General features: G+C 41.3%; 14 protein-coding genes, 1 tRNA gene and 3 rRNA genes. 15 read left to right on the forward strand and 3 right to left on the reverse strand.

Annotated features, from left to right (window positions below; all coding sequences use genetic code 11):
- Nucleotides 1-19: 19 nt before the first annotated feature.
- The 15 genes from AC6H4V_RS02275 to rrf all read left to right on the forward strand — a co-directional run bounded on the left by AC6H4V_RS02275 (nucleotide 20) and on the right by rrf (nucleotide 12,994).
- Nucleotides 20-733, forward strand: coding sequence for a zinc ribbon domain-containing protein (locus tag AC6H4V_RS02275; RefSeq protein ID WP_497607309.1), 714 nt, complete (start codon nucleotides 20-22; stop codon nucleotides 731-733).
- Between the two features lie 2 nt (nucleotides 734-735).
- Entirely contained in the window at nucleotides 736-1,914 is a 1,179-nt protein-coding gene (gene waaA / locus AC6H4V_RS02280) for a lipid IV(A) 3-deoxy-D-manno-octulosonic acid transferase (RefSeq protein WP_497607310.1), read from the forward strand.
- A gap of 116 nt (nucleotides 1,915-2,030) precedes the next feature.
- Nucleotides 2,031-2,765, forward strand: coding sequence for a pseudouridine synthase family protein (locus tag AC6H4V_RS02285; RefSeq protein WP_497607311.1), 735 nt, complete (start codon nucleotides 2,031-2,033; stop codon nucleotides 2,763-2,765).
- A 9-nt stretch (nucleotides 2,766-2,774) separates the two neighbouring features.
- A complete protein-coding gene (locus tag AC6H4V_RS02290) occupies nucleotides 2,775-3,014 on the forward strand; it encodes a GIY-YIG nuclease family protein (protein WP_428730560.1) in 240 nt (79 codons plus the stop codon).
- The gene (locus tag AC6H4V_RS02295) at nucleotides 3,014-3,466 is read left to right on the forward strand and encodes a YaiI/YqxD family protein (protein WP_497607312.1); all 453 of its coding nucleotides are present in this window, start codon (nucleotides 3,014-3,016) and stop codon (nucleotides 3,464-3,466) included. Before AC6H4V_RS02290 ends, AC6H4V_RS02295 begins: the two co-directional genes overlap by 1 nt.
- A 75-nt stretch (nucleotides 3,467-3,541) precedes the next feature.
- Nucleotides 3,542-4,888 carry a signal recognition particle protein gene (gene ffh / locus AC6H4V_RS02300; RefSeq protein WP_497607313.1) on the forward strand — a complete coding sequence of 449 codons (1,347 nt, stop codon included), beginning with the start codon at nucleotides 3,542-3,544 and terminating at the stop codon, nucleotides 4,886-4,888.
- Nucleotides 4,889-5,010: 122 nt separating this feature from the next.
- Nucleotides 5,011-5,241: a 30S ribosomal protein S16 gene (gene rpsP / locus AC6H4V_RS02305; protein WP_428730557.1), complete on the forward strand. Its 231-nt coding sequence runs from the start codon at nucleotides 5,011-5,013 to the stop codon at nucleotides 5,239-5,241.
- Between the two features lies 1 nt (nucleotide 5,242).
- On the forward strand, nucleotides 5,243-5,482 hold the full coding sequence (locus AC6H4V_RS02310) for a KH domain-containing protein (RefSeq protein WP_299858994.1): 240 nt from the start codon (nucleotides 5,243-5,245) through the stop codon (nucleotides 5,480-5,482).
- Nucleotides 5,463-6,002: a ribosome maturation factor RimM gene (gene rimM / locus AC6H4V_RS02315; protein ID WP_497607314.1), complete on the forward strand. Its 540-nt coding sequence runs from the start codon at nucleotides 5,463-5,465 to the stop codon at nucleotides 6,000-6,002. Before AC6H4V_RS02310 ends, rimM begins: the two co-directional genes overlap by 20 nt.
- A complete protein-coding gene (gene trmD / locus AC6H4V_RS02320; protein WP_497607315.1) occupies nucleotides 6,002-6,706 on the forward strand; it encodes a tRNA (guanosine(37)-N1)-methyltransferase TrmD in 705 nt (234 codons plus the stop codon). Before rimM ends, trmD begins: the two co-directional genes overlap by 1 nt.
- Nucleotides 6,696-7,055 carry a 50S ribosomal protein L19 gene (rplS, locus tag AC6H4V_RS02325; protein ID WP_428730554.1) on the forward strand — a complete coding sequence of 120 codons (360 nt, stop codon included), beginning with the start codon at nucleotides 6,696-6,698 and terminating at the stop codon, nucleotides 7,053-7,055. The genes trmD and rplS overlap by 11 nt, the downstream gene beginning before the upstream one ends.
- Before the next feature lie 556 nt (nucleotides 7,056-7,611).
- A 16S ribosomal RNA gene (locus tag AC6H4V_RS02330) occupies nucleotides 7,612-9,132 on the forward strand.
- Between the two features lie 164 nt (nucleotides 9,133-9,296).
- Nucleotides 9,297-9,373 (forward strand) — tRNA-Ile (locus AC6H4V_RS02335).
- A 446-nt stretch (nucleotides 9,374-9,819) separates the two neighbouring features.
- Nucleotides 9,820-12,709: ribosomal RNA gene (locus AC6H4V_RS02340) — 23S ribosomal RNA — on the forward strand.
- A 169-nt stretch (nucleotides 12,710-12,878) separates the two neighbouring features.
- A 5S ribosomal RNA gene (gene rrf, locus AC6H4V_RS02345) occupies nucleotides 12,879-12,994 on the forward strand.
- Together the 16S, 23S and 5S rRNA genes with 1 tRNA gene alongside form the textbook arrangement of a ribosomal RNA operon.
- A 54-nt stretch (nucleotides 12,995-13,048) precedes the next feature.
- On the opposite strand, the gene aat is transcribed toward rrf, so the two are convergent.
- The 3 genes from aat to clpS are packed head-to-tail and all read right to left on the reverse strand — an operon-like array spanning nucleotide 13,049 to nucleotide 16,208.
- Nucleotides 13,049-13,735, reverse strand: a complete 687-nt coding sequence (gene aat, locus AC6H4V_RS02350; RefSeq protein WP_497607316.1) for a leucyl/phenylalanyl-tRNA--protein transferase — start codon at nucleotides 13,733-13,735, stop codon at nucleotides 13,049-13,051.
- A complete protein-coding gene (locus tag AC6H4V_RS02355) occupies nucleotides 13,732-15,909 on the reverse strand; it encodes an AAA family ATPase (protein WP_497607317.1) in 2,178 nt (725 codons plus the stop codon). Before AC6H4V_RS02355 ends, aat begins: the two co-directional genes overlap by 4 nt.
- Nucleotides 15,909-16,208, reverse strand: a complete 300-nt coding sequence (clpS, locus tag AC6H4V_RS02360; protein WP_428730639.1) for an ATP-dependent Clp protease adapter ClpS — start codon at nucleotides 16,206-16,208, stop codon at nucleotides 15,909-15,911. Before clpS ends, AC6H4V_RS02355 begins: the two co-directional genes overlap by 1 nt.
- Nucleotides 16,209-16,265 lie beyond the last annotated feature (57 nt).

Below are 16,265 nucleotides of genomic sequence, written 5' to 3' on the forward strand. Positions count from 1 at the left end.
TTTAATCCAAAGGAGATTAATGAACTTACATCTAAAACAGCTAATTGACCTATCCCGTATAGATAAAGCTATCGATGCTTTTGAGCCACAGATTGAGGAAGCCAACTACAAACTTGAAGCGGCATTGGCAAAGAAAAAGAGTATCGACTCAGATATTGAAAACTTAACAAACGAAATCAGAGATGAAGAGATTAAAAAGAAAAAAAATGAAATTCATCTTGCAGAACTCTCTCAAAAACTTGTAGATAACTCAAAAAAGAGCGGTGATGTCAAAACTGAACGTGAGATGAAATCGCTTCAGCTTGAAGAAGAAATTGCAAAAGAGCAGGTTACTTTTGCAAATGAAGAGATTGAGAGACTTGAGAGAATTGTTGAGTTGAAAACTGCTCAAGTTCAAGCAGCAAAAAAAGTACTTGAAGAACTTGATGCAAACTTGGCATCCATCAAAGCTGAAGTAGATGAGAAACTTGAAGTGATTAACCAGTCACGCCAAGATGTTTTTCAAAAAAAAGAGAAACTTATCTCTGAAATGAACCAAAAAGGATTGGCGTTTTATCAAAAGATTCGCAGATGGGCTAAAAATTCAACGGTAGTACCTGTTGAAGACCAAGCTTGTATGGGTTGCCATATGCTTATCAGCGATAAGATTTACGCAGACGTTATCAAAGCTGAAGAGATTACGACTTGTCCTCACTGCGGGCGTATTCTCTATGTGGAAACTGACAAAGAATAGGCTTGAAGCCATTTACTCTTCTCTATTTTATCTTAAGCGCACTGCTCTATCTTGTAGCTTTGCCGCTTTTGGTTTTTCTCTCGTTTAAGCAAAAATACAAAGAGTCCATTCCCTCTCGTTTTTTTTTCTTCAACAATCCAAGATTTAAAAGTGATGGCGGTATTTGGTTTCATGTCTGCTCTTTGGGAGAAGCAAGAGCCTTAAAGCCGATTTCGGAACTCTTAAAAGACAAAGAGATAAAAATAACGACCATAACGCATACGGGACAAACAGAAGCGAAAAAGTACAGTGCTGAAGTCAGATATCTGCCTTATGAGATGTTTTTGCCGTTTTGGGCTAAAGAGCATGATGTTTTGGTTGTTTTAGAGGCGGAGTTTTGGTATATGTTGTTTTTGGTTGCAAAAGCAAAAGGGGCAAGAGTTATACTTTTAAACGCTCGCATCTCTGAGAGAAGTGTAAAAAAGTATCTTCAGTTTGCATGGTTTTATCAAAAAATCCTCTCCAATGTTGAGATAGTGTATGCACAAAGCGAAGCAGATAAGAACCGTTTTTTGGCACTCGGAGCTAAAAATATAGAGGTAATCGGAAATATAAAGCTTGCAGGCAAGATTTCCAAAACAAAAGAGTACCAAAAACCTCATGAAGAGCTTATCGTCGCAGGCTCTACGCATGAGGGCGAAGAAGAGAGCGTTTTAAAATCATTCGTAGAGTATAAAAAGCAGAGCGACGCAAAGTTAGCGGTTGTCCCAAGACATCCAGAGCGGTTTGAAGCCGTATATGAGCTTATGAAAAAGTATGCCCAGACAAACTCTTTATCACTAAGTCGCTTTTCTCAAGATAAAGAGTTTAATACGGATATGATTTTGGTCGATGTCATGGGAGAGCTAAACAACATCTATGCCATCAGCGACATAGCGATTTTGGGCGGTGCTTTTAGAGAAGATGTAGGCGGACACAACCCGCTTGAACCAGCCCATTTTGGGTGTAAAATCATTACGGGAAAGCACTTTTTTCATCAAAAAGAGCTTTTTCGTTATGTGCATCATGTCCAGTACGTTGAACCATCAGAGATTCATAAAGCGTTGATGAAATGTAAAGAGCTGCCGCCAAGCATGGTCGAAGAAAAAATCAACCTAGAACCTGTGATAGAGAGAATAAAAAATCCAAATCTACCCCTTTAGGGGTTAGCTTTAGTGCCAAAGCGGCTAGCGTAAATGTCGGAATTACTTCCGACATTGTTCAAAATAAATGGAGGGTTTCCTTCATTTTTTATAAAAAAATTAAGGAAATAAATATTATGGCACTAGAAAAAGCATATAAACTTTTAGCAGCACAAGAGGGAATCTCAAATTCGGAAGCAAAATCAATGATTGACCGTGGGTTAGTCTATGCTGCAAATAAAAAAGTGATGATTGCCCGCGGCGATATCGACACAAAGACAATTTTTAAAGTGGAGAAGATAGAAAAGATTAAGCCTCTTTTTGAAAATGATGATTTGATTGTTGTGGACAAACCAGCACACGTCAACTCTGATGAGATTGAGAGACAGTTCAAACCTGCCGTACTTTTGCACAGACTTGACCGTGAAACAAGCGGCGTTTTGATGCTTGTAAAAAATGAAGAGTTTAGAGAAAAAGCGATACAAGAGTTCAAAAGAGACAGGGTTTACAAAGAGTATATCGCATGGATAGAGGGGATTTTAAGTGAGCCAGTCGATATTGACAGACCGATACTCACTACAAAGAAAAACAACCGCGCATCTTCAAATGTATCTTCAAAAGGAAAACCAGCAAGAACAGAGGTTTTTCCAGATTTAGTGAGCGCAAACAAGACGAAAGTAAAGTGTATCATCCATCATGGAAGAACACACCAGATAAGAACGCATCTAAGATATATAGAACACCCGATTGTAGGTGATGAACAGTACGGCGGCAGACGAGCAAAACGTGTCATGCTTCACGCATATAAAGTCAGACTTTTTGATATGGAGTTTGTAGCACCTGAACCAAAAACTTTTATCCATTTTGAGTAGTAAAAAGCTATGTGGCACATCTACATGCTAAAATGCAGTGATGACACACTCTATACTGGAATCACAACAGATTTATCCAGAAGAGTTGGCGAACACAACAACTCTTCCAAAGGGGCAAAATACACACGCGTAAGAAGACCAGTAGAACTCATCTACTCTGAGTCTTGCCACGATAAGAGCAGTGCTTCAAAACGAGAGTACCAGATAAAGCAGCTCTCAAAAATCCAAAAACTCTCTCTTTTAAAATAATGCGTATGTTTGTTGATGGAGATGCTTTTCCAAATCTGCTCAAGCCGATTCTATTTCGCCAAATCGAGAGATTGCATATAGAAACATTCGTTATTTCAAACAAGCATATAACTATCGGCAAATCTAAACTTATCTCTTATATCGTGGTAGAACAGGGTGCAGACGAGGCAGACAACCGTATTGTTGCGCTAGTAAAAGAGGGTGATTTGGTCATAACAGCAGATATACCACTCGCAGATAGAGTGATTAGCAAAAATGCACATGCGATTGATCACAGGGGCGAGCTTTATAGCACTGATAACATTAAGCAGTATCTGGCTATGAGAAATCTAATGGAAAAGATAAGAGAGAGCGGAGAGATGACAAGAGGTCCAAAACCGTTTGACCAAAAAAATGCACACCAGTTTGCAAATCAGCTCCATAAGTTTTTGACGAAATATTGCAAAATTTAAAGCAAACTTAAAGTAACTTTCAGCTAAAATTCACAACTTTTTACATCCAATAGATAATTTAAAAGAGGAGGGCTCATGTTTGATATATTAACAGATTCGTTTACCAATGCTATTAAAAAGATTCGTTTTCATGATGATGACAAGGCTCTGACAAAAGCCCTTGACGAGCTAAAAAAATCTCTTTTAAAAGCGGATGTGAACCATAAAGTCGTAAGAGACTTGATAGCAAAAGTTCAGATAGAGACGAGAAAAAATGGCATCGGGAAAGACCAATTCCTGGCTGCTCTAAGAGATGCATTACACGAACTCTTAGAGATAGGCGGAAGCAGAGGCTTTGTTTTTTCTTCAAAACCTCCGACCGTTATCCTTATGACAGGACTTCAGGGTTCTGGAAAAACAACGACAACCGGTAAGTTGGCAAACTACCTAAAAAACAGACAAAAAAAGGTCATGGTTGTAGCAGCAGACCTTCAGCGTTTGGCAGCAGTAGAGCAGCTTCGTCAAATTACTGCTCAAGTTGGAGTTGAACTTTATGAGGATGAGAGCAGTAAAAATCCTGTAGAGGTTGTAAAAGCCGCACTTCAAAAAGCGCATAACGGCATTTATGATGTAGTCCTTATCGACACTGCAGGACGTTTGGCGATAGATAACGCACTTATGGATGAGCTTGAAGCAGTCAAAAAAGCGGCAAATCCAAGCGAAATCTTTTATGTCGCGGACTCTTTGACAGGACAAGATGCGATTAAGACAGCAACTACTTTTAAAGAGAAAATCGGAATTGACGGCGTTATTTTAAGCAAATACGACGGTGATTCCAAAGGCGGTGTTGCGCTAGGTCTCTCATCACAAGTACAAGTTCCATTACGCTTTATTGGTAGCGGTGAAAAGATGGAGGATTTGGAAGTTTTCCTTCCAGATCGCGTTGTCAACCGTCTTATGGGCTTTGGAGACATTGAGGGACTTGCAGAAAAAACAGCTTCTGCGATTGATGAAAAACAGGCTAAAAAGCTTACCTCAAAAATCAAAAAAGGTGAGTTTAACTTCAATGACTTCTTAGAGCAGATGGAGAGCATGAAGAAGATGGGAAGCATGAAATCCCTTCTTGGTATGATTCCGGGTATGGGTAATATGTCCAAAGCACTCAAAGACTTTGACCTTGAAAACTCAAGCGAGCTAAAAAACATCAAAGCGATGGTCTCTTCTATGACGATGAAAGAGAGAGAGAACCCTGATTTACTCAACAACTCTCGCAAGTTAAGAATTGCAAAAGGGTGCGGACTTACTCAGGTTGAGATTAACCGTATGATTAAGCAGTTCAAAAATGCCGGTAAAATGGCGAAGAGGTTTTCTGGAAAAAGCGGCATGAAAGAGCTTCAGTCGATGATGGGACAAATGGGTGGAGCAGGGGCGCTCAAAAGATAGCGCTTCTGTTGCCTTGAGCGTAAATCTATGAATTTTTAGAAGTTTATAGATTTGCATTCAAAATGCAAAATTTAACATATACAGCAAGTTGAAATATGACTTGTGCAGAGAAGGACAAAAACATGGCAACAGTAATTCGCCTCACTAGAATGGGAAGAAAAAAACAACCTTTTTACCGTATCGCGGTAACAGATTCACGCAAAAGAAGAGATGGTGGTTGGATTGAGTTAATTGGACATTATAATCCAATGGTAGCAGAGAAGACAATGGTTGTTGATAGCGAAAGATTAGATTACTGGTTAAGCGTTGGAGCTAAAATGAGTGATCGCGTTAAAAAGATAACAGGTCGTTAATATGATAGCTGATTTTGTCGCACAATTTGCAAGACTTATAGCATCCTACCCTGATGATGTAAGAGTTGAGGTAAAAGAGGGCGATGAAACGACTGAAATTTTGCTCTATGCCAATCAAGCCGATATCGGAAAATTGATTGGTAAAGAGGGCAAGATGATTGGTGCGATTAAAACCGTCATTTCTGGCTGTAAAGCAAAAGACGGCATGAGTTACCGCATAAATGTCGAAGCAACAAAATAAACTACTTCATATCGCCACAATCGGAAAGACTGTCGGTTTAAAGGGCGATACGAAGCTCCACATTAACAGTGATTTTCCCGAACAATTTAAAAAAGGCGCATCTTTTTTTCTCAATGAAAATCAGAGTCTGACTATCGGCGATATCAACCATGAGAGAGGCATTGTCAGATTTGTAGGTTACGCTTCACCTGAAGATGCTAAAAAACTTACAAACAAACACCTTTACACAACTATTGAAAGAACAAGAGCAGAGTGCCATTTAAAAGATGGCGAATATTTTTGGTTTGATATTGAGGGGTGCAAGGTAGTTGAAGAGGGCAAAGTTTTAGGTATTGTTGATGAAGTTGATAGAATCGGAATCACAAATTATCTTTGTGTTGTAACTGATGAAGAGTTGGTAAACAAAGGTTTTGCAAAAAGTTTTCTTCTGCCTTTCAACAAGCCTTTTACACTAATTACCGACATTCAAGCAAAAATCATAACCGTTAGCGGTGGTATGGATATTTTAGAAGCTTCCTAATGAAATTTACATTTGTGACGCTGTTTCAAAATATAGTTGAGGGATATTTTAAAGACTCTATTTTAAAAAGAGCAATCCAAAAAGAGATACTCCATATAGAGTATTTAAATCCCAGAGATTTTAGCAGTTCAAAACACAACAAAGTGGATGATACCGCCGTTGGTGGCGGTGCTGGGATGGTTATGAACCCACAATCGTTATTTGAATCACTGCGTAAATTAAAAAATACAGATGCGAATGTTCATATAGTTTTTTTAACTCCGGTTGCAAAGCCATTTAGACAAAATGATGCCAAAAGATTGGCGAAAAAATCCCATATAGCTTTTGTGAGTGGAAGATATGAGGGTATTGATGAGAGAGTTGTTGAAATGTATGCCGATGAAGTTTTTAGTATCGGAGACTATATTTTAACAGGAGGAGAGCTTGCCTCTTTGGTTCTTTGTGACGCAATTGCAAGAAACGTAGAAGGTGTTTTAGGAAATAGTGACTCCCTGAGTGTTGAGAGCTTTGAGACGAACCTTTTAGAAGCACCAGCTTTCTCGAAACCGGAAAATTATGAAAACATTTGTGTTCCATCAGAATACTTAAAGGGAAATCATAGTAAAATTCGCTCACTAAAATTAGCTCTATCTGAATGCAAGACTAAATTCTTCAGACCTGAGCAGCTTTTAAAGCATAGAACAAGGAAATCTTATGAGAAATAAGTACATAGAAAACTTTGAAAAAGCACAGACTGCTGGAAAAACTATTCCTGACTTTCGTGCTGGTGATACTGTTCGTTTAGCAGTAACAATTAAAGAAGGTGACAAAACCCGTGTACAAAATTACGAGGGTATTTGTATAGCAAAAAGAGGTCAAGGCACTGCTCAAACTATTACAGTTCGCAAAATAGGTGCTAATAGCATTGGTATTGAGAGAATCTTCCCAATGTACAGTGACTCTATTAATGAAATCACAGTAGTTCGTCGTGGTCGTGTACGTCGCGCAAAACTATTCTATCTACGTGATCTTGCTGGTAAAGCAGCTCGTATTAAAGAACTTAGAAGAAAATAATCTTCTAAGTCTCCCTCTTATCTCTTCCTTTTAAAACAACCACTTTTTTTAAAGCTAATCCATATAAGTACAAAATCTTCTCTTTGTCTAGTTGATAAAATTTTATGCGTTAACGATTCATTACTTTTCAAATTGTTCCATTTGAGATTATTGAAAAATGCTTGCAGGGCAATAATTGAGGATTGTCTCCATAAATTGAATTTCTTTTTGAAATCCCCAAATATTTAAGCCCCACCTAAGTCTCATTTCCCTATAATTCCCATCCACAAACACAAAGACCTAAAGTTTAGGTTTTAAGAGGCTTTGTAACGAAGTTTCAGGTAGTTTGAGATCATTGAAAACTAAGCAAGTAGATAGACTTTAATAACTAGAAATAGTTATCTTAGTCAAATAAGTTTACTTATAAAAACTAAATAACAATAACCGTCTATTCTATTTATACCCAACTGGGTATCTATAGCAATAGATACTTTACAAGTCTTTCTATATGTAACAGTATAGAGAGCAAACAAAGCCAATGAATTTTAATTCTTGGGCAAAGATTAAACTAACCTCAATTATGGAGAGTTTGATCCTGGCTCAGAGTGAACGCTGGCGGCGTGCTTAACACATGCAAGTCGAACGGTAACAGGAAATAGCTTGCTATTTTGCTGACGAGTGGCGCACGGGTGAGTAAACTATAGTTAATGTACCCCAAAGACTGGGATAGCCACTGGAAACGGTGATTAATACTAGATACACCTTCATATCATAAGGTATGAAGGGAAATGTCTTTTCGCTTTGGGATCAGACTATATCCTATCAGCTAGTTGGTGAGGTAATGGCTCACCAAGGCAATGACGGGTAGCGGTTCTGAGAGGATGATCCGCCACACTGGTACTGAGACACGGACCAGACTCCTACGGGAGGCAGCAGTGAGGAATATTGCACAATGGGGGGAACCCTGATGCAGCAACGCCGCGTGGAGGATGACGCATTTCGGTGTGTAAACTCCTTTTATATGTCAAGAAAATGACGGTAGCATATGAATAAGCACCGGCTAACTCCGTGCCAGCAGCCGCGGTAATACGGAGGGTGCAAGCGTTACTCGGAATCACTGGGCGTAAAGGACGCGTAGGCTGTTTAGCAAGTCAGATGTGAAATCCAATGGCTCAACCATTGAACTGCATTTGAAACTGCTAGACTAGAGTATGGGAGGGGGAGATGGAATTAGTGGTGTAGGGGTAAAATCCGTAGATATCACTAGGAATACCTAAAGCGAAGGCGATCTCCTGGAACATTACTGACGCTAAGGCGTGAAAGCGTGGGGAGCAAACAGGATTAGATACCCTGGTAGTCCACGCCCTAAACGATGAACACTAGTCGTCGCGATGCTTGTCATTGCGGTGATGCACTTAACAGATTAAGTGTTCCGCCTGGGGAGTACGGTCGCAAGATTAAAACTCAAAGGAATAGACGGGGACCCGCACAAGTGGTGGAGCATGTGGTTTAATTCGAAGATACGCGAAAAACCTTACCTAGCCTTGACATTGATAGAATACTGTAGAGATACGGTAGTGCCCTTCGGGGAGCTTGAAAACAGGTGCTGCACGGCTGTCGTCAGCTCGTGTCGTGAGATGTTGGGTTAAGTCCCGCAACGAGCGCAACCCTCGTCCTTAGTTGCCAGCAGTTCGGCTGGGCACTCTAGGGAGACTGCCTTCGCAAGGAGGAGGAAGGTGAGGACGACGTCAAGTCATCATGGCCCTTATGGCTAGGGCTACACACGTGCTACAATGGGGCGTACAGAGTGTTGCAATACCGCGAGGTGGAGCCAATCACTTAAAGCGTCTCTCAGTTCGGATTGTTCTCTGCAACTCGAGAACATGAAGCTGGAATCACTAGTAATCGTAGATCAGCATTGCTACGGTGAATACGTTCCCGGGTCTTGTACTCACCGCCCGTCACACCATGGGAGTTGATTTCACCCGAAATTGGGAAGCTAACCTTCGGGGGGCTACCACTTACGGTGGAATTAGCGACTGGGGTGAAGTCGTAACAAGGTAACCGTAGGAGAACCTGCGGTTGGATCACCTCCTTTCTAGAGTAAAGTCAATCATTCGTTTGAATTGACATACAAAGAAAATCTCACAAGGCTTAAAAGCCAGTACACGCGAGGCACTAAATGCCGAGTCGTACAAGAGAAAAATAGCTATTTTAGTCTTTTACTTGCTTAGTACTCAGTGATCTGGGTTATAAAAAAATGGGTTTGTAGCTCAGGTGGTTAGAGCACACCCCTGATAAGGGTGAGGTCGATGGTTCGAGTCCATTCAAACCCACCATTTTTTGCACTATTCGCACTTAAAAAAGAAACTCACATACTACAGTATGCTTCGCTTCTTTTTTAAGCACGACTAGCACAAAAAACCAAGCTTAAAAACTAAATATAAGTCTTTAAAAAAAGATTTATATTTGGTTTTATACCAAAATGTTCATTCAATTATCATTGTTAAAGTCAACATATAGTTATAAAGAGATAACTAGAGGTTAAAAAGAGAAATCTTATATACTTGCTAGAATCAAATTATAAATATATCAACTAAATAACTACAATTATTTACAAATACTGCCCTACATTAAGTAAGGTAGTGAACGCAAATTAGAATAGTTTGTATAGTTAGATGCTAAGTTACTTTTTATGCCAAAGCCGAAAGCTTTGGTGTACTTTAGTGACACAGCGTCTAGCGTAGGAGAGAGGAATTACTTCCTCTCGCCGTGCAAACCAAATAAAAAAGATATTAAGGGCCATAGGTGGATGCCTTGGCTAGTAGAGGCGATGAAAGACGTACTAGGCTGCGATAAGCCTCGGGGAGCTGCCAAGAAGCTTTGATCCGGGGATTTCTGAATGGGGCAACCCAGTATGGTGAGAATCATACTACTCCTACGGGAGAGCGAACTTGGGGAAGTGAAACATCTCAGTACCCAAAGGAAAAGAAATCAAACGAGATTCCCAAAGTAGCGGCGAGCGAAATGGGATTAGGGCACTTAGTGATACTATATTTGTTAGCCGAACACTTTGGAAAGAGTGAACACAGAGGGTGATATTCCCGTAAGCGAAAACATTTATAGAGTACTAGACTAAGGAAAGAGTAGGTCGGGACACGTGTTATCTTGACTGAATATGGGGGGACCACCCTCCAACCCTAAATACTACTACTAGACCGATAGCGAACAAGTACCGTGAGGGAAAGGTGAAAAGAACTGCGGTGAGCAGAGTGAAATAGAACCTGAAACCTATGGCTTACAATCATTCGGAGCACTATTATTTATAAGTGTGACGGACTGCCTTTTGCATAATGAGCCTGCGAGTTGTGGTGTCTGGCAAGGTTAATCGAACGAGAAGCCGTAGCGAAAGCGAGTCTTAATAGGGCGACATAGTCAGATGCTGCAGACCCGAAACTGAGTGATCTATCCATGAGCAGGTTGAAGCTGGTGTAAGAGCCAGTGGAGGACCGAACCCGCTGACGTTGAAAAGTCTTGGGATGACTTGTGGATAGGGGTGAAAGGCCAATCAAACTCAGTGATAGCTGGTTCTCTCCGAAATATATTTAGGTATAGCCTCGAGCAGTAGCATGAAGGGGTAGAGCACTGACAGGGCTAGGGCTGCTTACCGCGGTACCAAACCCTATCAAACTCCGAATACTTCATGTGTAACCTCGGGAGTCAGGCGGTGGGTGATAAAATCAATCGTCAAAAGGGGAACAACCCAGACTAGCAGCTAAGGTCCCAAAGTCTTGTCTAAGTGGAAAAGGATGTGGAGTTGCTGTGACAACCAGGAGGTTGGCTTAGAAGCAGCCATCTTTTAAAGAAAGCGTAACAGCTCACTGGTCTAGCGATTCTGCGCCGAAAATATAACGGGGCTAAGACAAGCACCGAAGCTCTAGATTCACATTTATGTGAGTGGTAGGAGAGCGTTCCAGTCAGCGTAGAAGCCATACCGGCAAGGAGTGGTGGAGCGGCTGGAAGTGAGCATGCAGGCATGAGTAGCGATAAAAGGGATGAGAATTCCCTTCGCCGTAAACCCAAGGTTTCCTACGCGATGCTCGTCATCGTAGGGTTAGTCGGGACCTAAGTCGAGTCCGAGAGGGGTAGACGATGGCAAATTGGTTAATATTCCAATACCGACTGTTGTTCGCTTGAGTGATGGGGGGACGCATAGAGTTAATTGAGCTCACTGATGGAATAGTGGGTCGAAGGACGTAGGTTGTTAAGCAGGCAAATCCGCTTAACATTAGACCGAGATCTTACAGGCAGAGCAATCTCTTCGGAGAGCGCTTTGAATCAATGATACTGTCGTGCCGAGAAAAGCCTCTAAACGAGAACAACGGTCGCCCGTACCGTAAACCGACACAGGTGGGTGAGATGAGTATTCTAAGGCGCGTGGATGAACCCTGGTTAAGGAACTCTGCAAACTAGCACCGTATCTTCGGTATAAGGTGTGCCCTATTTGTGAGTGGACTTGCTCCATAAAGCATTGACGGGTCGCAGCAAAGTGTCCCTCCCGACTGTTTACCAAAAACACAGCACTCTGCTAACTCGTAAGAGGATGTATAGGGTGTGACGCCTGCCCGGTGCTTGAATGTTAAATGGATTACTTAGCTCTGCGAAGGTTTGAAATGAAGCACAAGTAAACGGCGGCCGTAACTATAACGGTCCTAAGGTAGCGAAATTCCTTGTCGGTTAAATACCGACCTGCATGAATGGCGTAACGAGATGGGAGCTGTCTCAACCAGGGATCCAGTGAAATTGTAGTGGAGGTGAAAATTCCTCCTACCCGCGGAAAGACGGAAAGACCCCGTGCACCTTTACTATAGCTTGACATTGCTATTGGGATATTCATGTGCAGGATAGGTGGGAGCCATTGATTCTATGACGCCAGTTGTAGATGAGGCATCCTTGAGATACCACCCTTGAATATTCTGATAGCTAACTCGCAAGTGTGAACCACTTGGAGGACAATGTCTGGTGGGTAGTTTGACTGGGGCGGTCGCCTCCTAAAAAGTAACGGAGGCTTACAAAGGTTCGTTCAGATGGGTTGGAAATCCATCGTAGAGTATAATGGCATAAACGAGCCTGACTGTAAGAGATACAACTCAAACAGAGTCGAAAGACGGTCATAGTGATCCGGTGGTTCTGTGTGGAAGGGCCATCGCTCAAAGGATAAAAGGTACGCCGGGGATAACAGGCTGATCTCCCCCAAGAGCTCACATCGACGGGGAGGTTTGGCACCTCGATGTCGGCTCATCGCATCCTGGGGCTGGAGCAGGTCCCAAGGGTATGGCTGTTCGCCATTTAAAGCGGTACGCGAGCTGGGTTCAGAACGTCGTGAGACAGTTCGGTCCCTATCTTCCGTGGGCGTAGGAGAGTTGAGGAGAGCTGACCCTAGTACGAGAGGACCGGGTTGGACATGCCACTGGTGCACCAGTTGTTCTGCCAAGAGCATCGCTGGGTAGCTACGCATGGATGAGATAACCGCTGAAAGCATCTAAGCGGGAAGCCAACTCCAAGATGAACTCTCCCTGAAGTACGCTTGAAGACTACAAGCTTGATAGGCTGGATGTGTACGCAGAGTAATCTGTTTAGCTGACCAGTACTAATAGTACGTTCGTCTTTTTTTACAGTTCTTTTAATAGAACAAATTCGTTCACTACCTTACTTAGTGTATAGGTATCTTGTAGTAATAGTTATTTAGTAATTGATGTTGACTTTAACAATGGAAATCTTCTCTAACTTAAGAACAATCATCTTTAAGTACACACACAATAAAGTGTATTTAAATGTGATTGTCTAGGTGGCTATAGAGAGAGGGAAACGCCTGGCTCCATTCCGAACCCAGAAGCTAAGCCTCTCATCGCTGATAATACTGATCCTTACAGGGTTGGGAACGTAGGTCGCTGCCTAGTTGATCATTTTTACTCTTACTTCTTACAAATACAATCATTTAATCTATTTATAAATCAATCAAATTTTTTTATTTCCCATATATGTTCTAAGCGTAACATATTTGTTTTATGTAATCTACTTAAAAAATAGTCCCTGCTTACCTCTTTTGCTCCTAAGCTTTTGAGATGCTCTGTTGGTACTTGGCAATCTATAAAATCATATCCCCAGTATTTGAGATGTTTAACAAGTATGGCGTAAGCAGATTTTGAGGCATCGTTTACGTGTGCGAACATGGATTCTCCGCAAAATACTCCACCGACAACTACTCCGTAAAGTCCGCCAACAAGTTTGTCATCCAAATAGGTCTCTACGCTATGTGCGATTCCCATATCATAAAGTTCACAATAGGCTTCTATGACTTCGTCTTGTATCCATGTTCCGTTTTGATTTTCTCTTTTGACGCTACTGCATTGTTTGATGACATCTCTAAAGTTTGTATCGAACTTGTAAGAGAATTTTTTTATATTTTTTTTAAGAGAGCGACTGAGTTTGAAATCATCTAGTTCCATTATAAGCCTTGGATTTGTTGACCACCAGATAATGGGGTCTCCTTTTGAATACCATGGAAAAATGCCATTTTGATAGGCGCGAAGAACTCTTGATGGAGTTAAATCTCCTCCCCATGCAACGATGCCATCTTCGTTGGCATCGTTTGGATGGGGAAATGTAAGGCTGTATTTGCTCAGTTTAGGTATATTCAAACTAACTCTTTGCAGTTTAAAAGAAGCTCTTTTTTGTAGGAGACCTCCACGCTGCCGCCGTTTTTTAGTTTTCCAAAAAGTATCTCATCGCTAAGTTTGGTGCTGATGTTATCCTCAATATACCTCTTGATAGGTCTTGCTCCCATCTCAATGGAGTAGGCACTTTTTGCGATAAACTCCAAGGCTTCTTTGGAGAGGGTAAGCGTGATTTTTTTCTTCTTAAGGTCGCTGTTGAGTTCTTGGATAAATTTGTTAACTATGCCTTTGATAACATCAAAATCGAGTTGATTGAACGCTACAATGGCACTGAGTCTGTTTCTAAACTCAGGTGTAAAAAAGAGTTTTAACTCCTCATTTTTAGAGAGTGAACTGTCTTTGTTAAATCCCATGACACTTCTCGCATTTGCGCCAATGTTGGATGTCATGATAAGGATTACATTTTGAAAATTTGCTTTGTAGCCGTTGTTGTCTGTAAGAGTTGCATTGTCCATAATCTGAAGTAAAATATTTACCAAATCAGGGTGTGCCTTTTCTATCTCGTCTAGTAGTAAAACAGTGTAAGGGTGTTTTTTTATCGCTTCTGTGAGCAAACCGCCCTGCTCATACCCCACATACCCTGGAGGTGCGCCAACTAAGCGGCTAAGGGTGTGTTTTTCCATATATTCACTCATATCAAATCGCTCAAAATGGATACCTAAAATTTGGCTAAGCGAAGACGCAAGTTCTGTTTTTCCAACACCAGTTGGTCCCATAAATAAAAATGAGGCGATAGGCTTATTTGGAGGTGTGAGACCTGCTTTGGAGATTTTAATCGCTTTGACAACCTCTGCAACTGCACCCTCCTGCCCAATAACTTTTTTTTCTAACTTCTCTTGGAGGGTAAAGAGCAAATCAGTTTCATTTTTTGCTGCACTCGGAGTTGTAATGCCTACTATTTTTGCGATGGTCTCTTCGATGTCGTGCGCTCCAACTACTCTTTTTCTCTTGGTTTTGAGATGAAAAGAGGCAGCGGTCTCATCAAGAAGATCGATAGCTTTGTCTGGTAAAAATTTGTCAGTGATGTATCTATTAGAGAGTTCAATGGCACTTTTGAGCGCTTTGTCGCTAAAACTTACTCCGTGGTGCTCCTCGTATTTACCCTTGAGTCCTTTGAGAATCTTGTATGTTGTCTGGGGGGAGGGCTCATTGATATCTACTTTTGAAAATCTTCTGCTGAGTGCTTTGTCTTTTTCAAAACTGTTTCTATACTCTGCAAAGGTTGTGGCTCCCATGCATTTGAGTTCACCCGAAGCAAGTGCTGGTTTGAGCTGATTTGCCGCGTCCATGCTTCCGCTTGTAGAACCCGCACCGATAAGAGTATGAATCTCATCTATGAAAAATATGGCGTGAGGCATCGATTTGAGCTCATCCATAACGCCTTTTAGCCGCTTTTCAAAATCTCCTCTATATTTGGTTCCCGCAAGCATCGCACCTAAATCCAGAGCAAAAAGCTCACTTTTTTGAAGAATAGGAGGGATTTTCCCTGCAACGATATTAAGCGCCAATCCTTCTGCAATTGCGGTCTTTCCAACCCCTGCTTCTCCCACTAAGATAGGATTGTTTTTCTTTCTGCGGCATAAAATTTGTGTTACGCGCTCTATCTCATTTCCACGTCCGATGACAGGGTCAATTTTTCCCTCTTTTGCTTTTTGAAGAAGATTGATAGCATATTTTTGCAGATAAGACTCTCTTTCTTGCGTTGACGGGTTTGCTTCTTGATGGGAGATAGTCTCTAAAATATCAAGCTTTGAGATATGATACTCGTTTAAAAGCATGGAGGCAAAAGAGTTGACTTCATCATACATGGCTACAAGCAAATCCCCGATGTCGGCGCTTGGTTGTCCAGAGACTTGGGTGTGTTTTATCATTCTATCAATCATTCTTGAGAGTGCTACGCTCTCAAAAGGCTCTTCATGGACATCTTGTGGCAAAAGAGCAGAATTTGCATATATATGGCTTTTGACAAATTCTTTCATTTTTGTAATATCGCCGCCACATGAAGAGATGATTTTTGCCCCCTCTGTGGAGCTCAGAATCTGATAAAAAACATGCTCGATGGTTATGTACTCATGTCGGAGCTCTTTTGCGTAGAGGATGGATTTTTGAAAAACTTCATTAAGTGCATAGCTAATCATCACTCCTCCTCCATTTGTGCTCTTAGCGGGAAGCCGTTATCTCTTGCTCTTTGGTGGACTTGTGCTACTTTGGTTTCAGCAATTTCGTGTGTGTAGATGCCACACACTCCTTTGCCGCTCTCGTGTACTTGAAGCATAATTGCCTCCGCTTCTTCAAAATTTTTGTGAAAGATGCGCACTAACACATCAATAACAAATTCCATAGAGGTATAGTCGTCATTTAAAAGAAGCACTTTGTATTTTTTTGGGGATTTCAGCGATATCTCGCAGATAGCCTCTAATTCTGTATTCGTTGCCATAAATTTCCTATAATATTTATCTCTTATTGAAAAAAATTATAACGAAATAGAGATAAT

The sequence above is a fragment of the Sulfurimonas lacustris genome (assembly GCF_059705355.1).